General features: G+C 63.6%; 13 protein-coding genes. 8 read left to right on the top strand and 5 right to left on the bottom strand.

Annotation, left to right across the window (positions count from 1 at the left end; genetic code table 11):
* Nucleotides 1-134: 134 nt before the first annotated feature.
* The gene (gene thiC, locus BLQ92_RS28635; RefSeq protein ID WP_090689728.1) at nt 135-2,066 is read left to right on the top strand and encodes a phosphomethylpyrimidine synthase ThiC; all 1,932 of its coding nucleotides are present in this window, start codon (nt 135-137) and stop codon (nt 2,064-2,066) included.
* A gap of 76 nt (nt 2,067-2,142) precedes the next feature.
* On the opposite strand, the gene BLQ92_RS40195 is transcribed toward thiC, so the two are convergent.
* Nucleotides 2,143-2,316 carry a hypothetical protein gene (locus BLQ92_RS40195; protein WP_176860782.1) on the bottom strand — a complete coding sequence of 58 codons (174 nt, stop codon included), beginning with the start codon at nt 2,314-2,316 and terminating at the stop codon, nt 2,143-2,145.
* A 12-nt stretch (nt 2,317-2,328) separates the two neighbouring features.
* Here BLQ92_RS40195 and BLQ92_RS28640 point away from each other — a divergent pair, with 12 nt between their 5' ends.
* From BLQ92_RS28640 to BLQ92_RS28650, 3 genes are all read left to right on the top strand, one after another.
* Complete coding sequence (locus BLQ92_RS28640) at nt 2,329-2,835, top strand: hypothetical protein (protein ID WP_090690092.1); 507 nt, start codon at nt 2,329-2,331, stop codon at nt 2,833-2,835.
* A gap of 457 nt (nt 2,836-3,292) precedes the next feature.
* Complete coding sequence (locus BLQ92_RS28645) at nt 3,293-4,891, top strand: L-lactate permease (RefSeq protein ID WP_090689730.1); 1,599 nt, start codon at nt 3,293-3,295, stop codon at nt 4,889-4,891.
* 289 nt (nt 4,892-5,180) lie between these two features.
* A complete protein-coding gene (locus BLQ92_RS28650; RefSeq protein ID WP_090689733.1) occupies nt 5,181-6,116 on the top strand; it encodes a DMT family transporter in 936 nt (311 codons plus the stop codon).
* Between the two features lie 625 nt (nt 6,117-6,741).
* Here BLQ92_RS28650 and bamC read toward each other — a convergent pair.
* Nucleotides 6,742-7,983 carry an outer membrane protein assembly factor BamC gene (gene bamC / locus BLQ92_RS28655; RefSeq protein WP_090689736.1) on the bottom strand — a complete coding sequence of 414 codons (1,242 nt, stop codon included), beginning with the start codon at nt 7,981-7,983 and terminating at the stop codon, nt 6,742-6,744.
* Nucleotides 7,984-8,426: 443 nt separating this feature from the next.
* Here bamC and BLQ92_RS28660 point away from each other — a divergent pair, with 443 nt between their 5' ends.
* The 4 genes from BLQ92_RS28660 to BLQ92_RS28675 all read left to right on the top strand — a co-directional run bounded on the left by BLQ92_RS28660 (nt 8,427) and on the right by BLQ92_RS28675 (nt 14,343).
* Nucleotides 8,427-8,906, top strand: coding sequence for a DUF2844 domain-containing protein (locus BLQ92_RS28660; protein WP_425194959.1), 480 nt, complete (start codon nt 8,427-8,429; stop codon nt 8,904-8,906).
* Between the two features lie 12 nt (nt 8,907-8,918).
* A complete protein-coding gene (locus BLQ92_RS28665; protein WP_090689742.1) occupies nt 8,919-10,205 on the top strand; it encodes a DUF3443 domain-containing protein in 1,287 nt (428 codons plus the stop codon).
* Nucleotides 10,206-10,472: 267 nt separating this feature from the next.
* Nucleotides 10,473-12,341, top strand: coding sequence for a glycosyl transferase family 1 (locus tag BLQ92_RS28670; protein WP_425312514.1), 1,869 nt, complete (start codon nt 10,473-10,475; stop codon nt 12,339-12,341).
* Nucleotides 12,342-12,447: 106 nt separating this feature from the next.
* Nucleotides 12,448-14,343 carry a glycosyl transferase family 1 gene (locus BLQ92_RS28675; RefSeq protein ID WP_090689747.1) on the top strand — a complete coding sequence of 632 codons (1,896 nt, stop codon included), beginning with the start codon at nt 12,448-12,450 and terminating at the stop codon, nt 14,341-14,343.
* A gap of 154 nt (nt 14,344-14,497) precedes the next feature.
* On the opposite strand, the gene BLQ92_RS28680 is transcribed toward BLQ92_RS28675, so the two are convergent.
* From BLQ92_RS28680 to BLQ92_RS28690, 3 genes are all read right to left on the bottom strand, one after another.
* Complete coding sequence (locus tag BLQ92_RS28680; protein WP_090689750.1) at nt 14,498-14,950, bottom strand: hypothetical protein; 453 nt, start codon at nt 14,948-14,950, stop codon at nt 14,498-14,500.
* A gap of 167 nt (nt 14,951-15,117) precedes the next feature.
* Nucleotides 15,118-15,435 (bottom strand): hypothetical protein, encoded by a 318-nt coding sequence (locus BLQ92_RS28685; RefSeq protein WP_090689753.1) that lies wholly within the window; start codon nt 15,433-15,435, stop codon nt 15,118-15,120.
* 252 nt (nt 15,436-15,687) lie between these two features.
* Complete coding sequence (locus tag BLQ92_RS28690; RefSeq protein WP_090689756.1) at nt 15,688-17,034, bottom strand: LLM class flavin-dependent oxidoreductase; 1,347 nt, start codon at nt 17,032-17,034, stop codon at nt 15,688-15,690.
* Nucleotides 17,035-17,191 lie beyond the last annotated feature (157 nt).

Here is a 17,191-nt window from a genome sequence, read left to right on the forward strand (position 1 = left end):
CCGCTCTACCGCTTCATCCTCTAGCGAATTCCGACTACTTCCGTCTCGTCTCCTGCTTAGCCGCCCCACATAGCTTTGCATGGGACCCGAGTAAGGTGCTAACGCGCCAACTCGGGTCGACACAGGAGAAATAGATGAACGCCAACCCGAAGTTTCTTTCCGCCGACGCTCACGTCGATGCGGCCGCTGTCGCGCCGCTGCCGAATTCCCGCAAGATCTACGTCACCGGATCGCGCTCTGATATCCGCGTGCCGATGCGTGAAATCACCCAGTCGGACACACCGGACAGCTTCGGCGGCGAGAAGAACCCGCCGGTCTTTGTCTACGATACGTCGGGTCCCTATTCCGATCCGGAAGCGACGATCGACATCCGTGCCGGTCTGCCGGCGCTGCGTCAGCGCTGGATCGAAGAGCGCGGCGACACCGAGGCGCTGACCGGCCTCTCCAGCGACTTCAGCCGCGAGCGCGCCGCCGATACGGCCACCGCCGAGCTACGCTTCCAGGGCCTGCACCGCACGCCGCGCCGCGCCGTCGCCGGCAAGAACGTCTCGCAGATGCACTACGCCCGCAAAGGCATCATCACGCCGGAGATGGAGTACATCGCGATTCGCGAAAACCAGCAGCGCGCGGCGTATCTGGAAACGCTCAAGACGAGCGGCCCGAACGGCGAAAAGCTCGCTGCGATGATGGGCCGCCAGCATCCGGGCCAGGCTTTCGGCGCAAGCGCATTCGGTCCGAACGGCCTGACGGAAATCACGCCGGAATTCGTGCGTGAAGAAGTGGCGCGCGGCCGCGCAATCATCCCGAACAACATCAATCACCCGGAAAGCGAGCCGATGATCATCGGCCGTAACTTCCTCGTGAAGGTCAACGCGAACATCGGCAACTCGGCCGTGACCTCGTCGATCGGCGAAGAAGTCGACAAGATGACCTGGGCGATCCGCTGGGGCGGCGACACGGTGATGGATCTCTCCACCGGCAAGCACATCCACGAAACGCGCGAATGGATCATCCGCAATTCGCCGGTGCCGATCGGCACGGTGCCGATCTATCAGGCGCTCGAAAAGGTCAACGGCAAGGCCGAAGACCTGACCTGGGAAATCTTCCGCGACACGCTGATCGAACAGGCCGAGCAAGGCGTCGACTACTTCACGATCCACGCCGGCGTGCGTCTGCAGTACGTGCCGCTGACGGCCAAGCGCATGACGGGTATCGTCTCGCGCGGCGGCTCGATCATGGCGAAGTGGTGTCTGGCTCACCACAAGGAAAGCTTCCTGTACGAGCACTTCGAAGACATCTGCGAAATCATGAAGGCCTATGACGTGGCCTTCTCGCTCGGCGACGGCCTGCGTCCTGGCTCGATCTACGATGCCAACGACGAAGCGCAACTGGGCGAACTGAAGACGCTCGGCGAACTCACGCAGATCGCGTGGAAGCACGACGTGCAGACGATGATCGAAGGCCCGGGCCACGTGCCGATGCAGCTCATCAAGGAAAACATGGACCTGCAACTGGAATGGTGTGACGAAGCACCGTTCTACACGCTCGGACCGTTGACCACCGACATTGCCCCTGGCTACGACCACATCACGTCGGGCATCGGCGCTGCCATGATCGGCTGGTTCGGCACGGCGATGCTCTGCTACGTGACGCCGAAGGAACACCTGGGTCTGCCGAACAAGGACGACGTCAAGACCGGCATCATCACGTACAAGCTGGCAGCCCACGCAGCGGATCTGGCGAAGGGCCATCCGGGCGCGCAGGTGCGCGACAACGCGCTGTCGAAGGCACGCTTCGAATTCCGTTGGGAAGACCAGTTCAATCTCGGTCTCGACCCGGACAAGGCGCGTGAATTCCACGACGAAACGCTGCCGAAGGACTCGGCCAAAGTCGCGCATTTCTGCTCGATGTGCGGCCCGCACTTCTGCTCGATGAAGATCACCCAGGACGTGCGCGAGTTCGCGGCACAGCAAGGTGTCTCCGACGACGAAGCCTTGAAGAAAGGCATGGAAGTGAAGTCGATCGAGTTCATGAAGAAGGGCGCTGAGATTTATCAGCGTCAGTAAGGCCAGCCAGGCGGCGCTCGCAAGAACGCGCCGCCCGCTTGTCATGCATGAGAGAGCCCGCCACCGGCGGGCTCTCTCATTTGCGCAGACTGCTCGCCGGCGCCGTCATCACAAGCCGGATAGCCGCTTCCATCTCTGAAACAAGCGGTAACGAGATTGCAACCTGAGGCAAGCCGCGACGGCGTAAGCTGAGCGGATGATGCCGTTTTTTAGAATCATCAACACCAACCGCCGCGGCATCGAGAAGCATCAGGAGCGTGCCATGATTTCCCTTTCCGCCACCACCCGCCTCGCCGCCGCGGCTATGGTGCTTGCCTTGTCCGGCTGCTATTACCCCTACGGCTACTATCCCTACGGCGCGAACGGCTATTACGCAACCGTACCCGCTTCGTCGACCCAGGCGGCCGTGCCGGTGACAGCGAACGGCGAGCCGGTCGGCGCACTGAGCCAGCATGGCCCGATCCCCGCCCCGCCGCCGCCCTCGGTCACAACCTCCGGTTCGTATAGCGTGCCGTCCATGTCGAGCGCGGCGCCCGTGGCGACCCAGCAGGTCTACGTGCCGGCTCCGGCGCCCGCGCCGGTCTATCCCGCTTACTATCCTTATCCCGCCTATCCGGCTTACCCTGCCTATTATGGGTACGGCTACCCCGCTTATTGGGGCCCATCGGTTTCGATCGGCTTCGGCGGCTATTGGGGTGGCGGTTGCTGCTGGGGCGGCGGACATTGGGGCGGCGGCTGGGGTGGCGGTTGGCACGGCCACTACCACTAAGACAGCTACGCCAACCAGGCCAACTAACAAGCCAGACCAAGCGCGCCGGGCAGCGGCTCACGTGAATACGTTGCCCGGCGCTGCATCACCGCCTCACCGCATCACCATCTAATCGCTTCACCGCCTCATCGCTCCACTCCCCCATTGCGCTACCGCCCCCTCATACCTCCGAGTAAACGCAGCGCCATCCATTCGTGACGTGCTCGTCATTTCCCGGCCACCGCCAAGCCATCGTCGCGCCACCTGCACCATTCGCTGCCAGCCCGCCCGTAGTTTCCCGTCTTGACTGCGCCAGCCCGAGTTCTATGCTGGAACTGCCGCACGCACTATCTGTTTAAATACGCGATTCCGGTGCTGTACCCACACGCAGCCATACCGTCATCCGTCCTGCTCCATCCGACGCGTCATCTCACGCGCAGTCCGTCGCGTCGACTCGAACAACAACGAAGGAGACGTGATGTTTCACCAACTGTTGACCCCTATCGGCAATTCGCTATTGCCGTCGTTCCTCGTCGCCGCGCTGCCGATCCTGGTGGTGCTGGTGCTGCTCGGCTGGGCCCGGCGCCCGGCATGGCAAGCGTCGCTCGCCGGTCTGATCGTCGGGTTGCTGGTGGCGATCTTCGGCTGGCAGTTTCCCGTCGGCCTCGCGCTCAATACGGTCGTCGCCGGCGCGGTGTTCGCGCTGTGGCCGATCATGTGGATCGTCGTCGCGGCGATCCTGCTCTACAACATCGCGCAACGCTCGGGCCGCTTCGCCGCGTTTCGCATGTGGATGATCGACAACCTGCCGAACGACCGGCGCATCGTGCTGGTGGTGATCGGCTTCTCGTTCGGCGCGCTGCTCGAAGGCATCTCCGGCTTCGGCACCCCGGTGGCGATCACCAGCTCGCTGCTGATCCTGCTCGGCTTCCCGACGCTCGAAGCCCTCACCTTCACGCTCATCTTCGATACCGCACCGGTCGCCTTCGGCGCGCTCGGCGTGCCGATCACGGTGCTCGCCGCGGTCACCCACCTGCCCGCCGACAGCCTCGCCAAGATGGTCGGCCGGCAGTTGCCGTTCTTCGCGTTCCTGCTGCCGTTCTATGTGATCGCCGTGTATGCCGGCTTTCGCAACATGCTGCGGATCTGGCCGGTGCTGCTGGTCGCGGGCGGCAGCTTCGCCGTGACACAGTTCGTCGTCTCCAACTACGTGAGCTACAGCCTGACCGACGTGCTCTCGTCGCTGGTCTCGCTGATCGTGACGGTCTCGTTCCTGAGGTTCTGGAAGCCCGCAGCCGATCCAAAGTTCGCGGTCAACATCGACCGTATCGGCGAGGTTCGCGGCAAGATCAGCGGCGCTCAGGGCTGGTATCCGTGGATCATCGTGTCGGTAGTCGTGATCATCTGGACGATCGCCAAGGTCTTCACGATCGGCGACATCAAGGTGCCCTGGCCGGGCCTGAACAAGGCGGTCTTCATCACGCTGTACCACACGCCGTATGCCGCCGTCTGGGACTTCCAGCCGCTCGCCACCGGCACCGCAATCCTCGTCGCGGCGATCATCACGGCGCTGCTGGTGCGGCTATCGCTGGCCGAATTCGGCCGCGCCATCGTCGATACCTGGGTGCAGACGCGCATCGCCATCCTGACCGTGGCGACCATCGTTGCGCTCGCCTACCTGATGAACTACTCGGGACTCACCTATACGCTCGGCCTCGGTGTGGCATCGGTTGGCGCGTTCTTCCCGCTGGTGTCGGCGTTCCTCGGCTGGGTGGCGGTGTTCCTGTCGGGCAGCGACACCTCCGGCAATGCCCTGTTCGGCAACCTGCAGGTGGTGGCCGCCAATCAGCTCAATCTCAATCCGATCCTGATGGCCGCCACCAATTCGTCAGGCGGGGTGATGGGCAAGATGATCTCGCCGCAGAACATCTCCACCGGCGTGGCGACCACCGATCTCAAAGGCAAGGAAGGCGTGGTGTTCGCAAAGACCTTCAAGCACTCGGTGATTCTGACGATCGTGCTCGGCATCATCGTGTGGTTGCAGCAGAACTACCTGCAAGGCATGATCCCGCATTGACCGCACGCGGCTCGATGTGAGCAAAACAGGCACGCTCGCGGGCGTGCCTTTTTTGTTGCTTCTTACGCACGGCCGCCGTCGCGCTGCCAGCCGGCGCTTCTGTCAATTTTTCTCACATATCCGTGAGAATTGCTCGTTTTACGCCAAGCCTCGCGACGCTTACGCTTAGCCCTACAGGACAAGGTTCGGCAAGAATATCTTGCTGTTTCATTCCAGCCTGAAACATCCGCAAACTCGCGCTGTTACCATCGATTCGCGTCTCGACTCAACTGCGCGAGACGCGCCTTCCATGAATACCAAAAACCTGCTTCAACTCCTGATTCTCGCGGCCCTATGGGGTGCGTCGTTTCTGTTCATCCGGGTCGGTGTGACCGACCTCGGCGTGGCGCCGCTGATGGCGTTGCGCGTGGGGATCGGCGCGCTGTTTCTGGTTTTCCTGCTGGTGGCACGGCGCCCCGTGCGCCAATCGGTGGCCACGATACGCGAGCGCGCGTGGCCCCTGCTGGTGGTCGGCATCCTGAATTCGGCCGCGCCGTTTTGCCTGTTCGCATACGCAGAATTGACGCTGTCGGCAGGTGTGACTTCGGTGATCAACGCCAGCACGCCGCTATGGGGTGCGCTGGTGGCGTTCCTCTGGCTCAGGGACCGGCTGAGCGCGCTGCGCAGCGCAGGCCTCGCGGTCGGCTTCCTCGGCGTGTTGATGCTGGTCTGGGATCAGATCGCCACGCCCCACGGCGGCGGCGCTACGGCGCTGACCACCGCGCTGGCCGCGGCAGCCGCACTCGGTGCAACGCTGCTGTACGGCATCGCTGCCAACTACACCAAGCGCTATCTGACTGGCGTCGATCCGCTTACCGTCGCCGCCGGCACCATGAGCGGCGCCACCCTCGTGATGCTGCCGCTCGCCGTGATCTACTGGCCGGCCACGCCGGTCTCGCTGCACGCGTGGGGCGCGGTCATTGCGCTCGGCGTCGCCTGCACCGGGCTCGCCTATATGCTGTACTTCAATCTGGTGGCAGCCATCGGTCCCGCGCGCACGATCACCGTCACCTTCGTGATTCCGATCTTCGGCATCCTGTGGGGCGCGCTGTTCCTCAGCGAAAGCGTCTCGCCGGGAATGCTCGAAGGCTGCTTCGTGATCCTGATCGGCACCGCGCTCGCGACCGGCGCCATCAAACGCGTCCCGTGGCTCGGGCCGCGCCGCCCGAGCGGCGCGGACACCTGAGCAAGGGCTGACAAAACCACCCGCGCAAAAAAATAGCCCGCGCTCCATCGGGGCGCGGGCGAAACCGTCGCCCTACGAGGATAGGCGACGGGGCCACCGAGGCCGCGCGCCACGCGCGCGGGCCGTCATCGGGCAACGCGCCGGTTCGTCGCCGGCGCGCAATCAACGTGTTTCGAAGTGGGTCGGCGCCATGCGCAGCAGTCGCAACCGAGGCTGCCGCGCGGCCATCCGGCCCATGAGGTAGATAAAAGCAGCTTGCGTGCCAGGCTGAAATGCCGTTGACACGCAATCGCAAGCCATTGATTTTTTTATTTATTTTTTCTCTGGCGTGGGAAAGGGAGAGGGTTTTTGCGGCGCGTTACGGCGTAACGTCACGTTACGTGCTTCGAGAGCGCCGCACCACACACCAGCGCGAGAACGAGCAGGCTGGCAGCCCACATCCAGTAGGGAATCACGTCGAACATGGCAGGTCTCCTTGGTCTTGGTGCGGCCAGAGAAGCAAGCTCCATGCTCAGTGCGGGGATTCATTAGAGGACGTCTCAAGTCCACTCGCGCAAAGACAGCGGCGATAAAAAAGCCCGCCTGGAAACCATCCCAGGCGGGCTTTTGAGCGAAGCGCGGTGGATCAGCGCAACTGATCGACCACGAGACTCATGATTTCCTTGGCCGGCCTCGACGAGTCGACGTTGCCCTTGTCGTCGACCACCGCCACGCGGGTCTGGTCAGGGGTGACCGCGCGCACGTTCACGAGGTACTGCTTGGCGACCTTCTCGGTCTTGCCGTGGAACACCTGGCTCCAGAAGCCCTGCTCAGCCGCCGTCAGGTCTTTCGGATCCACGTAGCGCACGGAATACAGGCCACGGGCGCGGTCGCGATTGTCTACCGTGAAGTTGCTGCGATCCAGCGCGATGCCCACACGCACCCAGGCACGGTCATACGGCTCGCCGAGCGTGAGTTCGGTTGACGTGTATTGCGCCGAGGTGTTGCCCGCGTCCTGGTCCGGCATAGGCGGCTGCGCCGGTTGCTGCGCCGCCAAGGCGACGTTTTGCGCCGCCGCTTTGGCCGCAGCCGAGTTCGCGCCTGCCGCTGCGGCAGCCGGCGCCATCTGCGTGCCGGCCGGCGACAGAGCCGCGCTCTGCGCGTCGCCTGCGGTGGCACGCGCATCGGCCTGTGCCAGCGAGGCCATCAGACGCTTCAGGTATTCGGTTTCCAGACCCGGATCGTTCGGCTTGGGCTGCCACGTAGTCGACTCGTTGTTGGCGCCGCTCAGGGCTTCCTGCATGCCCTTCTGGCTGACAAACACGTAGGTACCGCCGCTCGGCGCGGTTTCGAGACGGGTACGGTACTTGTTGCGCTCGGAGGCGACATACGTGTTGCCCATGGCCTTCGACAGCGTGTTGCGGATCAGGCCGTCGTTGATCTGCGCATGGGTTTCGTTCCAGTCGGTCTCCATCACGCCCTTGTCGCGCTGGTCGACCACCAGCAGGAAGCCCTGTTCCTGCCAGAAACGGCGGATCTGCGGCCAGACCTGATCGGGCGTCTTGCCGTCGATCACCAGCCAGCTTTCCGTGCCGTCACGCTGGATATGCATGCCCTTAACCTGCGGCAGCACGCTCAGGTCGGAGACCGGCGCCTGGTCCTGCACCTGCTTGAGCGTGGACAACGAGGTCTCGCCGCCCTGCGGCGGTAGCGAGCGCTGATCGGACGTCTCATCGATCATGTTCGGCGGCACAGCCAGCGACACCTGCTTCGATCTGGAATCGCTCTTGTAGTCAATCTGGGTCGGCGACGAGGTACCGCAGCCGGCGACCAGCCCGCCTGCCATCAGCAATACTGCAAACCGCTTGGTAAGACGAAGATCAGTCATGTTCAGGGAATCCTTCCGCTACGCCACGGCAAGTTTCCGTGGATCAACCCGTGATTTTACCGGTCCCGGACGAACCTGTGCAAAAAGCCGGTATGGCCCCCGCTGGAGGGGCTCGTAAAGGCGGTTTTCCGGCGTGTTTCGACCACCCGCCAAGCCGTTGCTCGCTGCATCGAAACGGCCCTTTCGCCACACACAAAAATCGCGCAACCGGCACACCTCAACGGCCCTCATGGCACGCGCAATTTAACAATTGGCAACATTCCTCACACCAATGTCGGACAATCCTGTCAGATACGCTATCTCATTGTTTTTTCGCGCAATTCAAAGATAGCACGATCATTCTTTTTGAGATTTCAGACCACCACGTTCGGCCTTGTCAGCGTTGCTCAAAAAACCTCGGTGATATCTTGAATTCACAGTTTTAAAAAATGAAGAGGTCAGCCATGCGGGTATCGAGGATCGTCCCGAAATCGTTCAACATCAGTGCCGCACGGGCGGCGGCGCTTTCCATCTTGCTTCCCATGACCTGCGCTCACGCGGCGCTCGGCGGTGCCATCGACACCGGCTCGAGCGGATCCGCGGGCGCGCCGGTTACGCTGCTGAACGGCGTCGTGGTGATGCGCACGAGCGTCGACGCGGGCGGCACGACCATCAACGAATACGCCTCGAACACCGGCGAAATCTTCGCCTACACCTGGCAAGGCCCGACCATGCCCGACCTGCCGGCCCTGCTGGGCGCCTACGACGCCTCCTACGTGGCGGGCAACGCCGTGGAGCGCGCAAGCTCGAGCGATCTGCACGACTCGCGTGTGGTTCAGCCCGATGTGGTCGTGGAATCGGGCGGCCAGATGCGCAGTTACGTTGGGCGCGCCTGGCTGCCCGGCGCGCTGCCCGCCGGTGTGACGCCTGACCAACTGCCTTGAAGGAGCACGCTCATGCCGACCCGCTCCGGATTCCTCTCTGTGTTCCTGTTTCTCATCGGCAGCGCACTATGCGGCGCCCTCGCCGCCTGCGGCGGCGGTGGTGGCGGTGGCGCCAACAGCACCGCCACCGGCGCGGCAGCCGCACCGGCCACCGCCAGTGCGCCGCTTGCCGCCACCCCGCCTGGCAGCGCCGCCAGCACTCCAGCGGCGATCCCCCAATCCACCACACCGAACGTGCAGCCGATCGCCGTGAGCGCAGCGCCCGGCTTGACCCGCAATATGCTCACGACCAGCGTCACGATCTGCGTGCCCGGCACCAGTAACTGCGCGACCGTCAACAACGTGCAGGTCGACACCGGTTCGCAGGGGCTGCGCATTCTTGCCTCGGCGCTGCCGTCCACGCTACAACTGCCGGCGCTGCAGGCGGGCGGCGGCAACGCCGGCGAGTGCGCGATATTTGGCGGCGGCTACACCTGGGGCGCGGTGCGCAGCGCAGACGTGCAGATGGCTGGACAACTGGCTGCCGCGCTGCCGGTCCAGGTGATCGCCGATCCTACGGTGCCGAGCGTGCCGTCCGACTGCAGCGGCACCGGCCTTGCCATGCAAAGCTCCACCAGCTTGCGCAGCAATGGCATCCTCGGCGTCGGACTGTTTGCCGCGGATTGCGGCGGCACCTGCGCGAATAGCGCCGCGCCGCGCTGGTACTACAGTTGCAACGCAAGCGGCGCCTGTCAGGCGAGCGCCCAACCGCTCTCCCAGCAGGTCACAAACCCGGTGAGCGCCTTTGCTCTCGACAACAACGGCGTCGTGATCGACCTGCCTGCTGTGGCCGCCACGGGGGCGCCGACGGTGAGCGGTTCGCTGATCTTCGGCATCGGCACTCAGGCGAACAACGTGCTGGGCGGCGCGACGGTACTGCGGGCGAATGCGCAGAGCGGCTACGTCACGACAGTCAGCAACAACCAGACGTACTCCCTCAGCTATCTGGATAGCGGCTCGAACGCGCTGTTCATTGCCAACGCCGGGATGCCGCAATGCGGCTTGTGGTACTGCCCCGCCACGCCGCAGGCCGCAAACGCGACGATTACCGGCAGCGACGGTACGAGCGCAGCGGTGTCCTATTCGGTGGGCAATTCGACGGCGCTCTTCAACTCCACCAACAACGCGTTCGCCAACCTGGCCGGCATCTCGAGCAACAGCTTCGGCTGGGGTCTGCCGTTCTTCTATGGACGCCGTATCTATACCGCCATCGAGTCGCGCCTTACCTCGGCCGGCGCTGGTCCGTACTACGCGTTCTGAGTGAATCGCTGGCAGTGAACCGGTTATCCGCTGACGGTGGCGGCGGACCGGTTCTCCGCCTTGCGCCATCCAACTCCTACATACCATCTCGCTATCTCCTGCGGGGCTCAGCCAGATTCCAGCAGGCCAGATCTCACGCGCCCTACACAGAAAATTCCCAAAATCCGGGCTCAAGCATATTTGATACGGGCCAACTGCGATAATCCGATTCTGGACCGACACCATCTCAATATTGTTAGTCCTGCATATCTTTAAAGAATCGGAATCATGGCATTTACCTTTTCGCTCGATGAGTTCGAGCAGCTCGTCTATACCCGGGAGAACCACGTCGCGTCATTCCGGTTGATCGGTGCGCTGGCGCTGCTCGAATACAATCGCGGCGAGGTCGATGCGAACTTCCTCGCCTCGGACCTGAACCATCTGCCGCCCGAGCAGCGCCGCGAGCGTTACTGCACGCGCCTCGCCAGTGCGATCTCAACGCTGTTCTCGCGGCCCGATTTCACCCCGGTTGACAACTGCTACCGGGTGCTGCTGACCCTGCACCGCTGGCTGGGCGAGATCTTTGCCGCCACCGCGTTCGGCAACGCGGATCACGTGATCCGTTATCTAAATCCGCGCGGCCCCGAAGACCGGCGGTTTCTGCCAGGCGACCGCTTTACCGACAAGCTGTGCCTGCTGTATTCGAACGAATCGGAACTCGAAGTCGATCTCGCCGCGCTCTGGGCGCACGACAAGACCACCGCCGCGCGCCTCGCCCTTGTTATGCTCGCGCCGGTCTTCCAGGGTTCGGCGCACGCGCACGGCAAGCGTGAAGCGCTGCTGGAGTGGCTGCCCGGCAAGCTGCAGCAGATTGACGATCTGGACGACCTGCCCACCGCCGTGCTGCACCATGCCTACATGTACTGCAGCTACGCCGACACCCCGGCGCGCCACGCCATCAAGCGCGACATCAACGTACTGGTGCGCCGCAAGCTGGAGCAACTGGACCTCACGGACCTGCCCGCGCACAAGCCTCGCCCAAAGCACGTTGAGGCAAACACGCGCAAGAAACCGTTGATGCTCGTGGTCACCGAATGGTTCAGCGGTGTGCATGCGATCTATCGCACCCACTCCCGAACCATCGAAGCCGCGCGCGAGCACTTCGAGGTGGTCGGCTTCGGCTTCGGCTACGCGATCGACGACGCGGGCCGCGCGATCTTCGACCGTTTCGTCGAACTCGAAGAGCCGGACTATCTCGGCGAATGCCTGAAGACGATCCGCGCTTTCGCCGAGGCCGAGCAGCCGGACGTGCTGTATATGCCGAGCGTCGGCATGTTCGCGCTGACCGTATTCATGTCGAACCTGCGCGTCGCGCCGTTGCAGATTGCTGCGCTTGGCCACCCTGCCACGACACATTCCGACAAGATCGATTACATCAGCGTCGAGGAAGACTACGTCGGCGACCCCGCCTGTTTCAGTGAGCGCCTGCTGAAGCTGCCCAAGGACGCCCAGCCGTACCGGCCGTCGCTCGCGCTGCCCCCGGTCACGCCTGGCGTGCCCGAACGGCACGCGACGATCCGCATCATCGTCACCGCCAGTTCGATGAAGGTGAACCCAGCGTTTCTCGAGGCCTGCCGCCAGATCCAGGCGCGCGCCAGCCTGCCAGTCGAATTCAGTTTCATGGCAGGCGTGATTACCGGGTTGCCGCTCGAGCACATGCAGCGCGTCATCACCCGGATCGTACCCGGCGCCACGGTCCATGGGCTGCATGACTACCCGGCCTATCTGGCTGCCGTCGACGCCTCGGACCTGTTCCTGAGCCCATTCCCGTTCGGCAACACCAACGGGATTGTCGATGCCTTCACGCTCGGCTTACCAGGCGTATGCAAGACCGGTCCCGAAGTCTTCGAGCATATCGACGGCGCGCTGTTCGCGCGCGCCGGCATGCCCGCCTGGACCGTCGCGGAAAACGTCGAAGCCTATATCGAGGCCGCTGTGCGCATGATCGACCAGCACGACGAGCGCGAGGCCTTGCGTCGCCAGTTGATCGAGACCCGGGCTGTCGAACGGTTCTTCGAGGGCCGGCCGGAAGTCTTCGCTGAGCGCGTCCTGCAACTCGTCTCGGAGCAGCGTTCGGACGTCCCGGCGGCGCCGTGAATTTCCGCTGTGTTTTCCCGATGTGCTTCCCCGCTTTGCGCCCCATCTCCGGCTAGCGTCATCACAAGAGCGTTAGCCGCACCCGTTTCTATAGAAGATTGAACCCATGGAAGAGAAAGAGATTTTCTCGCTCGACGAGTTCGAGCAACTCGTACACACCCAGGCGCACGATCAGGCCGCGCTCAAGTTCATCGCTGGGCTCGCGCTGCTGCACAGAAAGCGTGGCCGCCTGGACGAGGACTTTCTCGCCTCGGGCATGACCGGCCTGTCGCCGGACGAGCAGCACCAGCGTTTCTGTACGCGCCTGACCAGTGCGGCTGCAACGCTATTCGCCAACCCCGGGTTCCGGCCCGCCAACGAATTCTTCAGGCTGATGCTGACCCTGCACGAATGGGTTGGCGTGCTGTTTTCCGCCACGGCGTTCGGCCATGCGGACCACGTCACCCGCCATCTGAATCCTCGCGGACCGGCGAATCGACAATTTCTGCCGGGCGACCAGTTTATCGAGAAGCTGTGCGTGCTCTATTCGAGCGAATCGGAACTGGAAATCGACTTCGCAGCGCTCTGGGCCTACGATAAAACCATCGCGGCCTCGCTCGCGCTGGTCCTGATGGCGCCGCTCTTCCATGGCTCGGCGCATGCGCATGGCAAACGTGAAGCGCTGCTGGAGTGGCTGCCCGGCAAGCTGCAACAGCTCGACGATCTGGACGACCTGCCCACCGCCGTGCTGCACAACGCCTATATGTTCTGCAGCTACGCCGACACGCCGCGGCGTCATGCGATCAAGCACGACATCAACGTGCTGGTGCGCCGCAAGCTCGACCAGTTGGGCCTGACCGATCTGCCTGCGCCTTCACCCGCCGCCGCCCGGAGCGGCACACGGCGCGGCAAGAAACCGTTGATGGTCGTGGTGACGGAATGGTTCAGTGGCGCGCATTCGATCTATCGCACCCACTCGCGGACCATCGAAGCCGCGCGCGAGCACTTCGAGGTGGTCGGCTTCGGCTTCGGCTATGCGATCGACGACGCAGGCCGTGCAGTCTTCGACCGTTTTATCGAGCTCGAGGAACCGGAGTACATCGGTCACTGCCTCAGGACGATCCGCGCTTTCGCCGAGGCCGAGCAACCCGACGTGCTGTATATGCCGAGCGTCGGCATGTTCGTGCTGACGATCTTCATGTCGAACCTGCGCGTCGCGCCGCTGCAGATCGCCGCGCTCGGCCACCCGGCCACGACACATTCCGACAAGATCGATTACATCAGCGTCGAGGAAGACTACGTCGGCGACCCAGCCTGTTTCAGCGAACGCGTGCTGCGACTGCCCAAGGACGGCCAGCCCTACCGGGCCTCGCGCGCGCTGCCGGAGGCGCTCACCCCGCGCGTGCCCGAGCGGCGCGAGACGATCCAGATCATCGTCACGGCAAGCCCCATGAAACTCAACCCGGCCTTCCTCGGCGCCTGCAGGCAGATTCAGGCACGCGCCGGTATTCCCGTGCAGTTCCACTTCATGACCGGCAACAGCCAGGGCTTGCCGTTCAAGCATATGCAGCGGGTTATCGGCGAGGCCGTGCCGGGCGCCGTGACGCATGGCTTTCACGACTATGCCTCCTATCTCGCGCGGGTCGACAACTCAGATCTATTTCTGAGCCCGTTCCCGTTCGGCAATACCAATGGGATTGTCGACGCCTTCACGCTCGGCTTGCCCGGCGTATGCAAGACGGGACCGGAGGTATTCGAGCATATCGACGGCGCGCTGTTCGCGCGCGCCGATATGCCGGCGTGGACCACCGCGGAGACCGTCGAAGCCTATATCGAAGCCGCCGTGCGCATGATCGAGCAGCACGACGAGCGCGAAGCGTTGCGCCGCCAGTTGCTCGAAACCAGGGCTGTCGAACGGTTCTTTGAAGGATGCCCGGAAGCATTCGGCGAGCGCGTTTTGCGGCTGGTGCGCGAGAACCGTAAGCAGAATGCGAAGCCGGCTCAGGCCGTGAACGCGGTTTGAGGATCGGGGGGCAAGCAAGCCCCTGCTGAACGAGGATGGGCGCGGGCGCCGAAGCACCGATGCGCCGTGCGTCGGAACACGGCACAGCGTATCGAAACCCGCGCCATGCGGAGCAATCACATCAGGGGAAACGAGCTGCCGAGTGCAGCGGCGGTTACTCCGCGCTGTCGCTTGCAGCGTCCTCGTTGGTCTTCACGAGTTCCGCCGGCGCCAGCCAGCGGAACGACGCCAGATTCAGCCCCGTAAAGGTGCACTCGACGGCAGCGGCTTTCACCACCTTTTGGGGTTTGACCGGTTTGGCGGTTGCCACGACGGCGGAGGCACCCGAGGCGCCGTTCGGCGCGGACGCCGCCGCCACTTCCGAAGCGGTCTGCATATGCGAGAGCGAGCCCTCGACAACGACTCGCGAGCCGTGAATGCCCGTGCCCGTATGGTCGACGGACAGCTTGTCGATCGATGCCTCAGGCAACTGGTCGGGCGACACGTCAGCCAGTTTGCTGCGCATCATCTGTTCACACGCGTCGGTGTTCTTGTAGACGGCCGTACACCCCGCGAGCAGCACGGCGGCGGTCGTTACGCATGCGAGAGACAAAGTGCGGATCTTCATTGATATTCCGGTTTTCAGGCTGTCGGCATTGTAGCGCACGGGCCGCGACGCGCGCACGCCGGCACCCGCCGCGCTGCGCCCGCCCGGAACAGCAATGCCAGGGAGCGTGCGCTCGCCCGCCGAGCCTGGCCGGAATCATCGTCATCCCACCTTCAATCCACCTTCAATCAGTTCGACGGCGGCGGTTGCACATAGGTGCGCACGCCGGCCAGCGGCGAGCCGTAGCCGCCCGCCTCCGCATTGTTCGGCAGTCCATTGACAAGCTGTGCGCGGGGATCGACCGGGTTGAGGTTCATTTCACCCGCCTGCTGGTTGCCGTGCGACGGGTATTCGCTGCCAAGCGGCGCGTTCGGCATCAACTGCTTGCCGTTTTGCGGCGCATTCACATCGTCCTGCGGGGTGAGGCCTTGCGCACCCGCCTGAGCGGCGACGCCCAGCGCTGCCGCACACAGTACGGCCTGCAATAGCTTCGAGCCTGGTTTCATGATGCCTCCGACACGGTGAAATGGGTCGCGTACGGCCCGCATGGGCCGCCGCCAGATATAGACCGGACATTGCCTATCAGCATAGGCGAGCGAAGACAGACCTGCAGGTGCATGACTGTCTAGCGCTCGTAACTTATACGTGTGACGGCGGCAACTGGTTTCAACTATCGCGATCCCGCCAGGCACAGCGCTTGAAAGCGCCGCGTGGCTCACGTTTTACCCTCGTTTCAGGGGCGCCATCACCGGTTGCGCTCAAGCGCGGAAAAAGCGGTTTTCCGGCCGCGGCAAACCGAGATTTTCGCGCAGCGTCGTCCCTTCGTATTCGCGCCGGAAAATGCCTCTGCGCTGCAACTCCGGAATCACCTTGTCGACGAAATCGTCGAGCCCGCCTGGCAGATAGGGGAACATCACGTTGAAGCCATCCGAGCCCTCGCCGACGAGCCACGCTTCCATCTGATCGGCGATCATTGCGGGCGTGCCGACCATTTCCAGCCCCGAGTAGCCGCCAATGCGCTGCGCCAGTTGGCGGATCGTCAGCTTGTCCCGCTCGGCCCACTCCACCACACGCTGCCGGCTCGTGCGGCTCGCGTTGCTCTCGGGGATCTCCGGCAGCGGGCCATCCGGGTCGAAACCGGACACATCGTGTCCGAGCGCGATCGAGAGCGAGGCGATGCCGCTGTCGTAATGCACGAACGTGTCGAGACGGGCGCGCTTTTCCAGCGCTTCATCGAGCGTGTCGCCCACCACCACGAACGCCGCGGGCAAGATCTTCATATGGTCGCGCGGGCGCCCGAGTTTCTCCATGCGGCCTTTGACGTCTGCATAAAACCGTTGGCCATCAGCGAGCGTCGTCTGCGCGGTGAAAACCGCCTCGGCAGTTTCCGCGGCGATCTGCCGTCCCGCTTCGGACGAGCCGGCCTGCACGATCACGGGCCACCCCTGCACCGGACGCGCGATGTTAAGCGGTCCGCGCACCGAGTAATACTTGCCCTTATGGTCGAGCACATGCAGTTTGTCCGGATCGAAGAAGATACCGGACTCGACATCGCGAATCAGTGCGTCGTCGGCCCAGCTATCCCATAGCCCGATGACGACGTCGAAGAACTCACGCGCGCGGCGATATCGTTCGTCGTGCTCAACGTGCTCTTCGAGGCCAAAGTTAAGCGCCGCATCCGGGTTCGAGGTGGTGACGAGATTCCAGCCCGCCCGGCCGCCGCTAATGTGATCGAGCGAGGCGAAGCGGCGGGCGACGTGATACGGCGCGTCGAACGTGGTGGACGCCGTGGCGATCAGGCCGAGGTGCTCGGTCACGGCTGCGAGTGCCGGCAGCAAGGTCATCGGCTCGAACGAGGTGACGGTATGACTGCGCTTTAACGACGCCACCGGCATGTTCAGCACGGCGAGGTGATCGGCCATGAAGAAGGCGTCGAAGCGTCCGCGCTCGAGTGTCTGCGCGAAGCGCTTCATATGCGCGAAATTGAAATTGGCATCGGGGTAGGCACCCGGATAACGCCAGGCGCCGGTGTGAATCGTCACCGGGCGCATGAAGGCGCCGAGGCGCAGTTGGCGTGGCGGGCGTGGCTGGGAAGACGTAGACATGCAAGACTCTCCGCGTGAATCGACGATCCCCGCTCACCCTGCAGGCGACGCGGGATTGATGTGCGTGCTGCGATCCTGGCTATTCCATCGGCAGCGTATAGCTCACTCGCGAAATACCATACGCTGAATCCGCGCGACGTGCAGAACACGCGGCGTG

Origin of the sequence: Paraburkholderia phenazinium (assembly GCF_900100735.1) — a bacterium.
Classification (GTDB): Bacteria; Pseudomonadota; Gammaproteobacteria; order Burkholderiales; family Burkholderiaceae; genus Paraburkholderia; species Paraburkholderia phenazinia.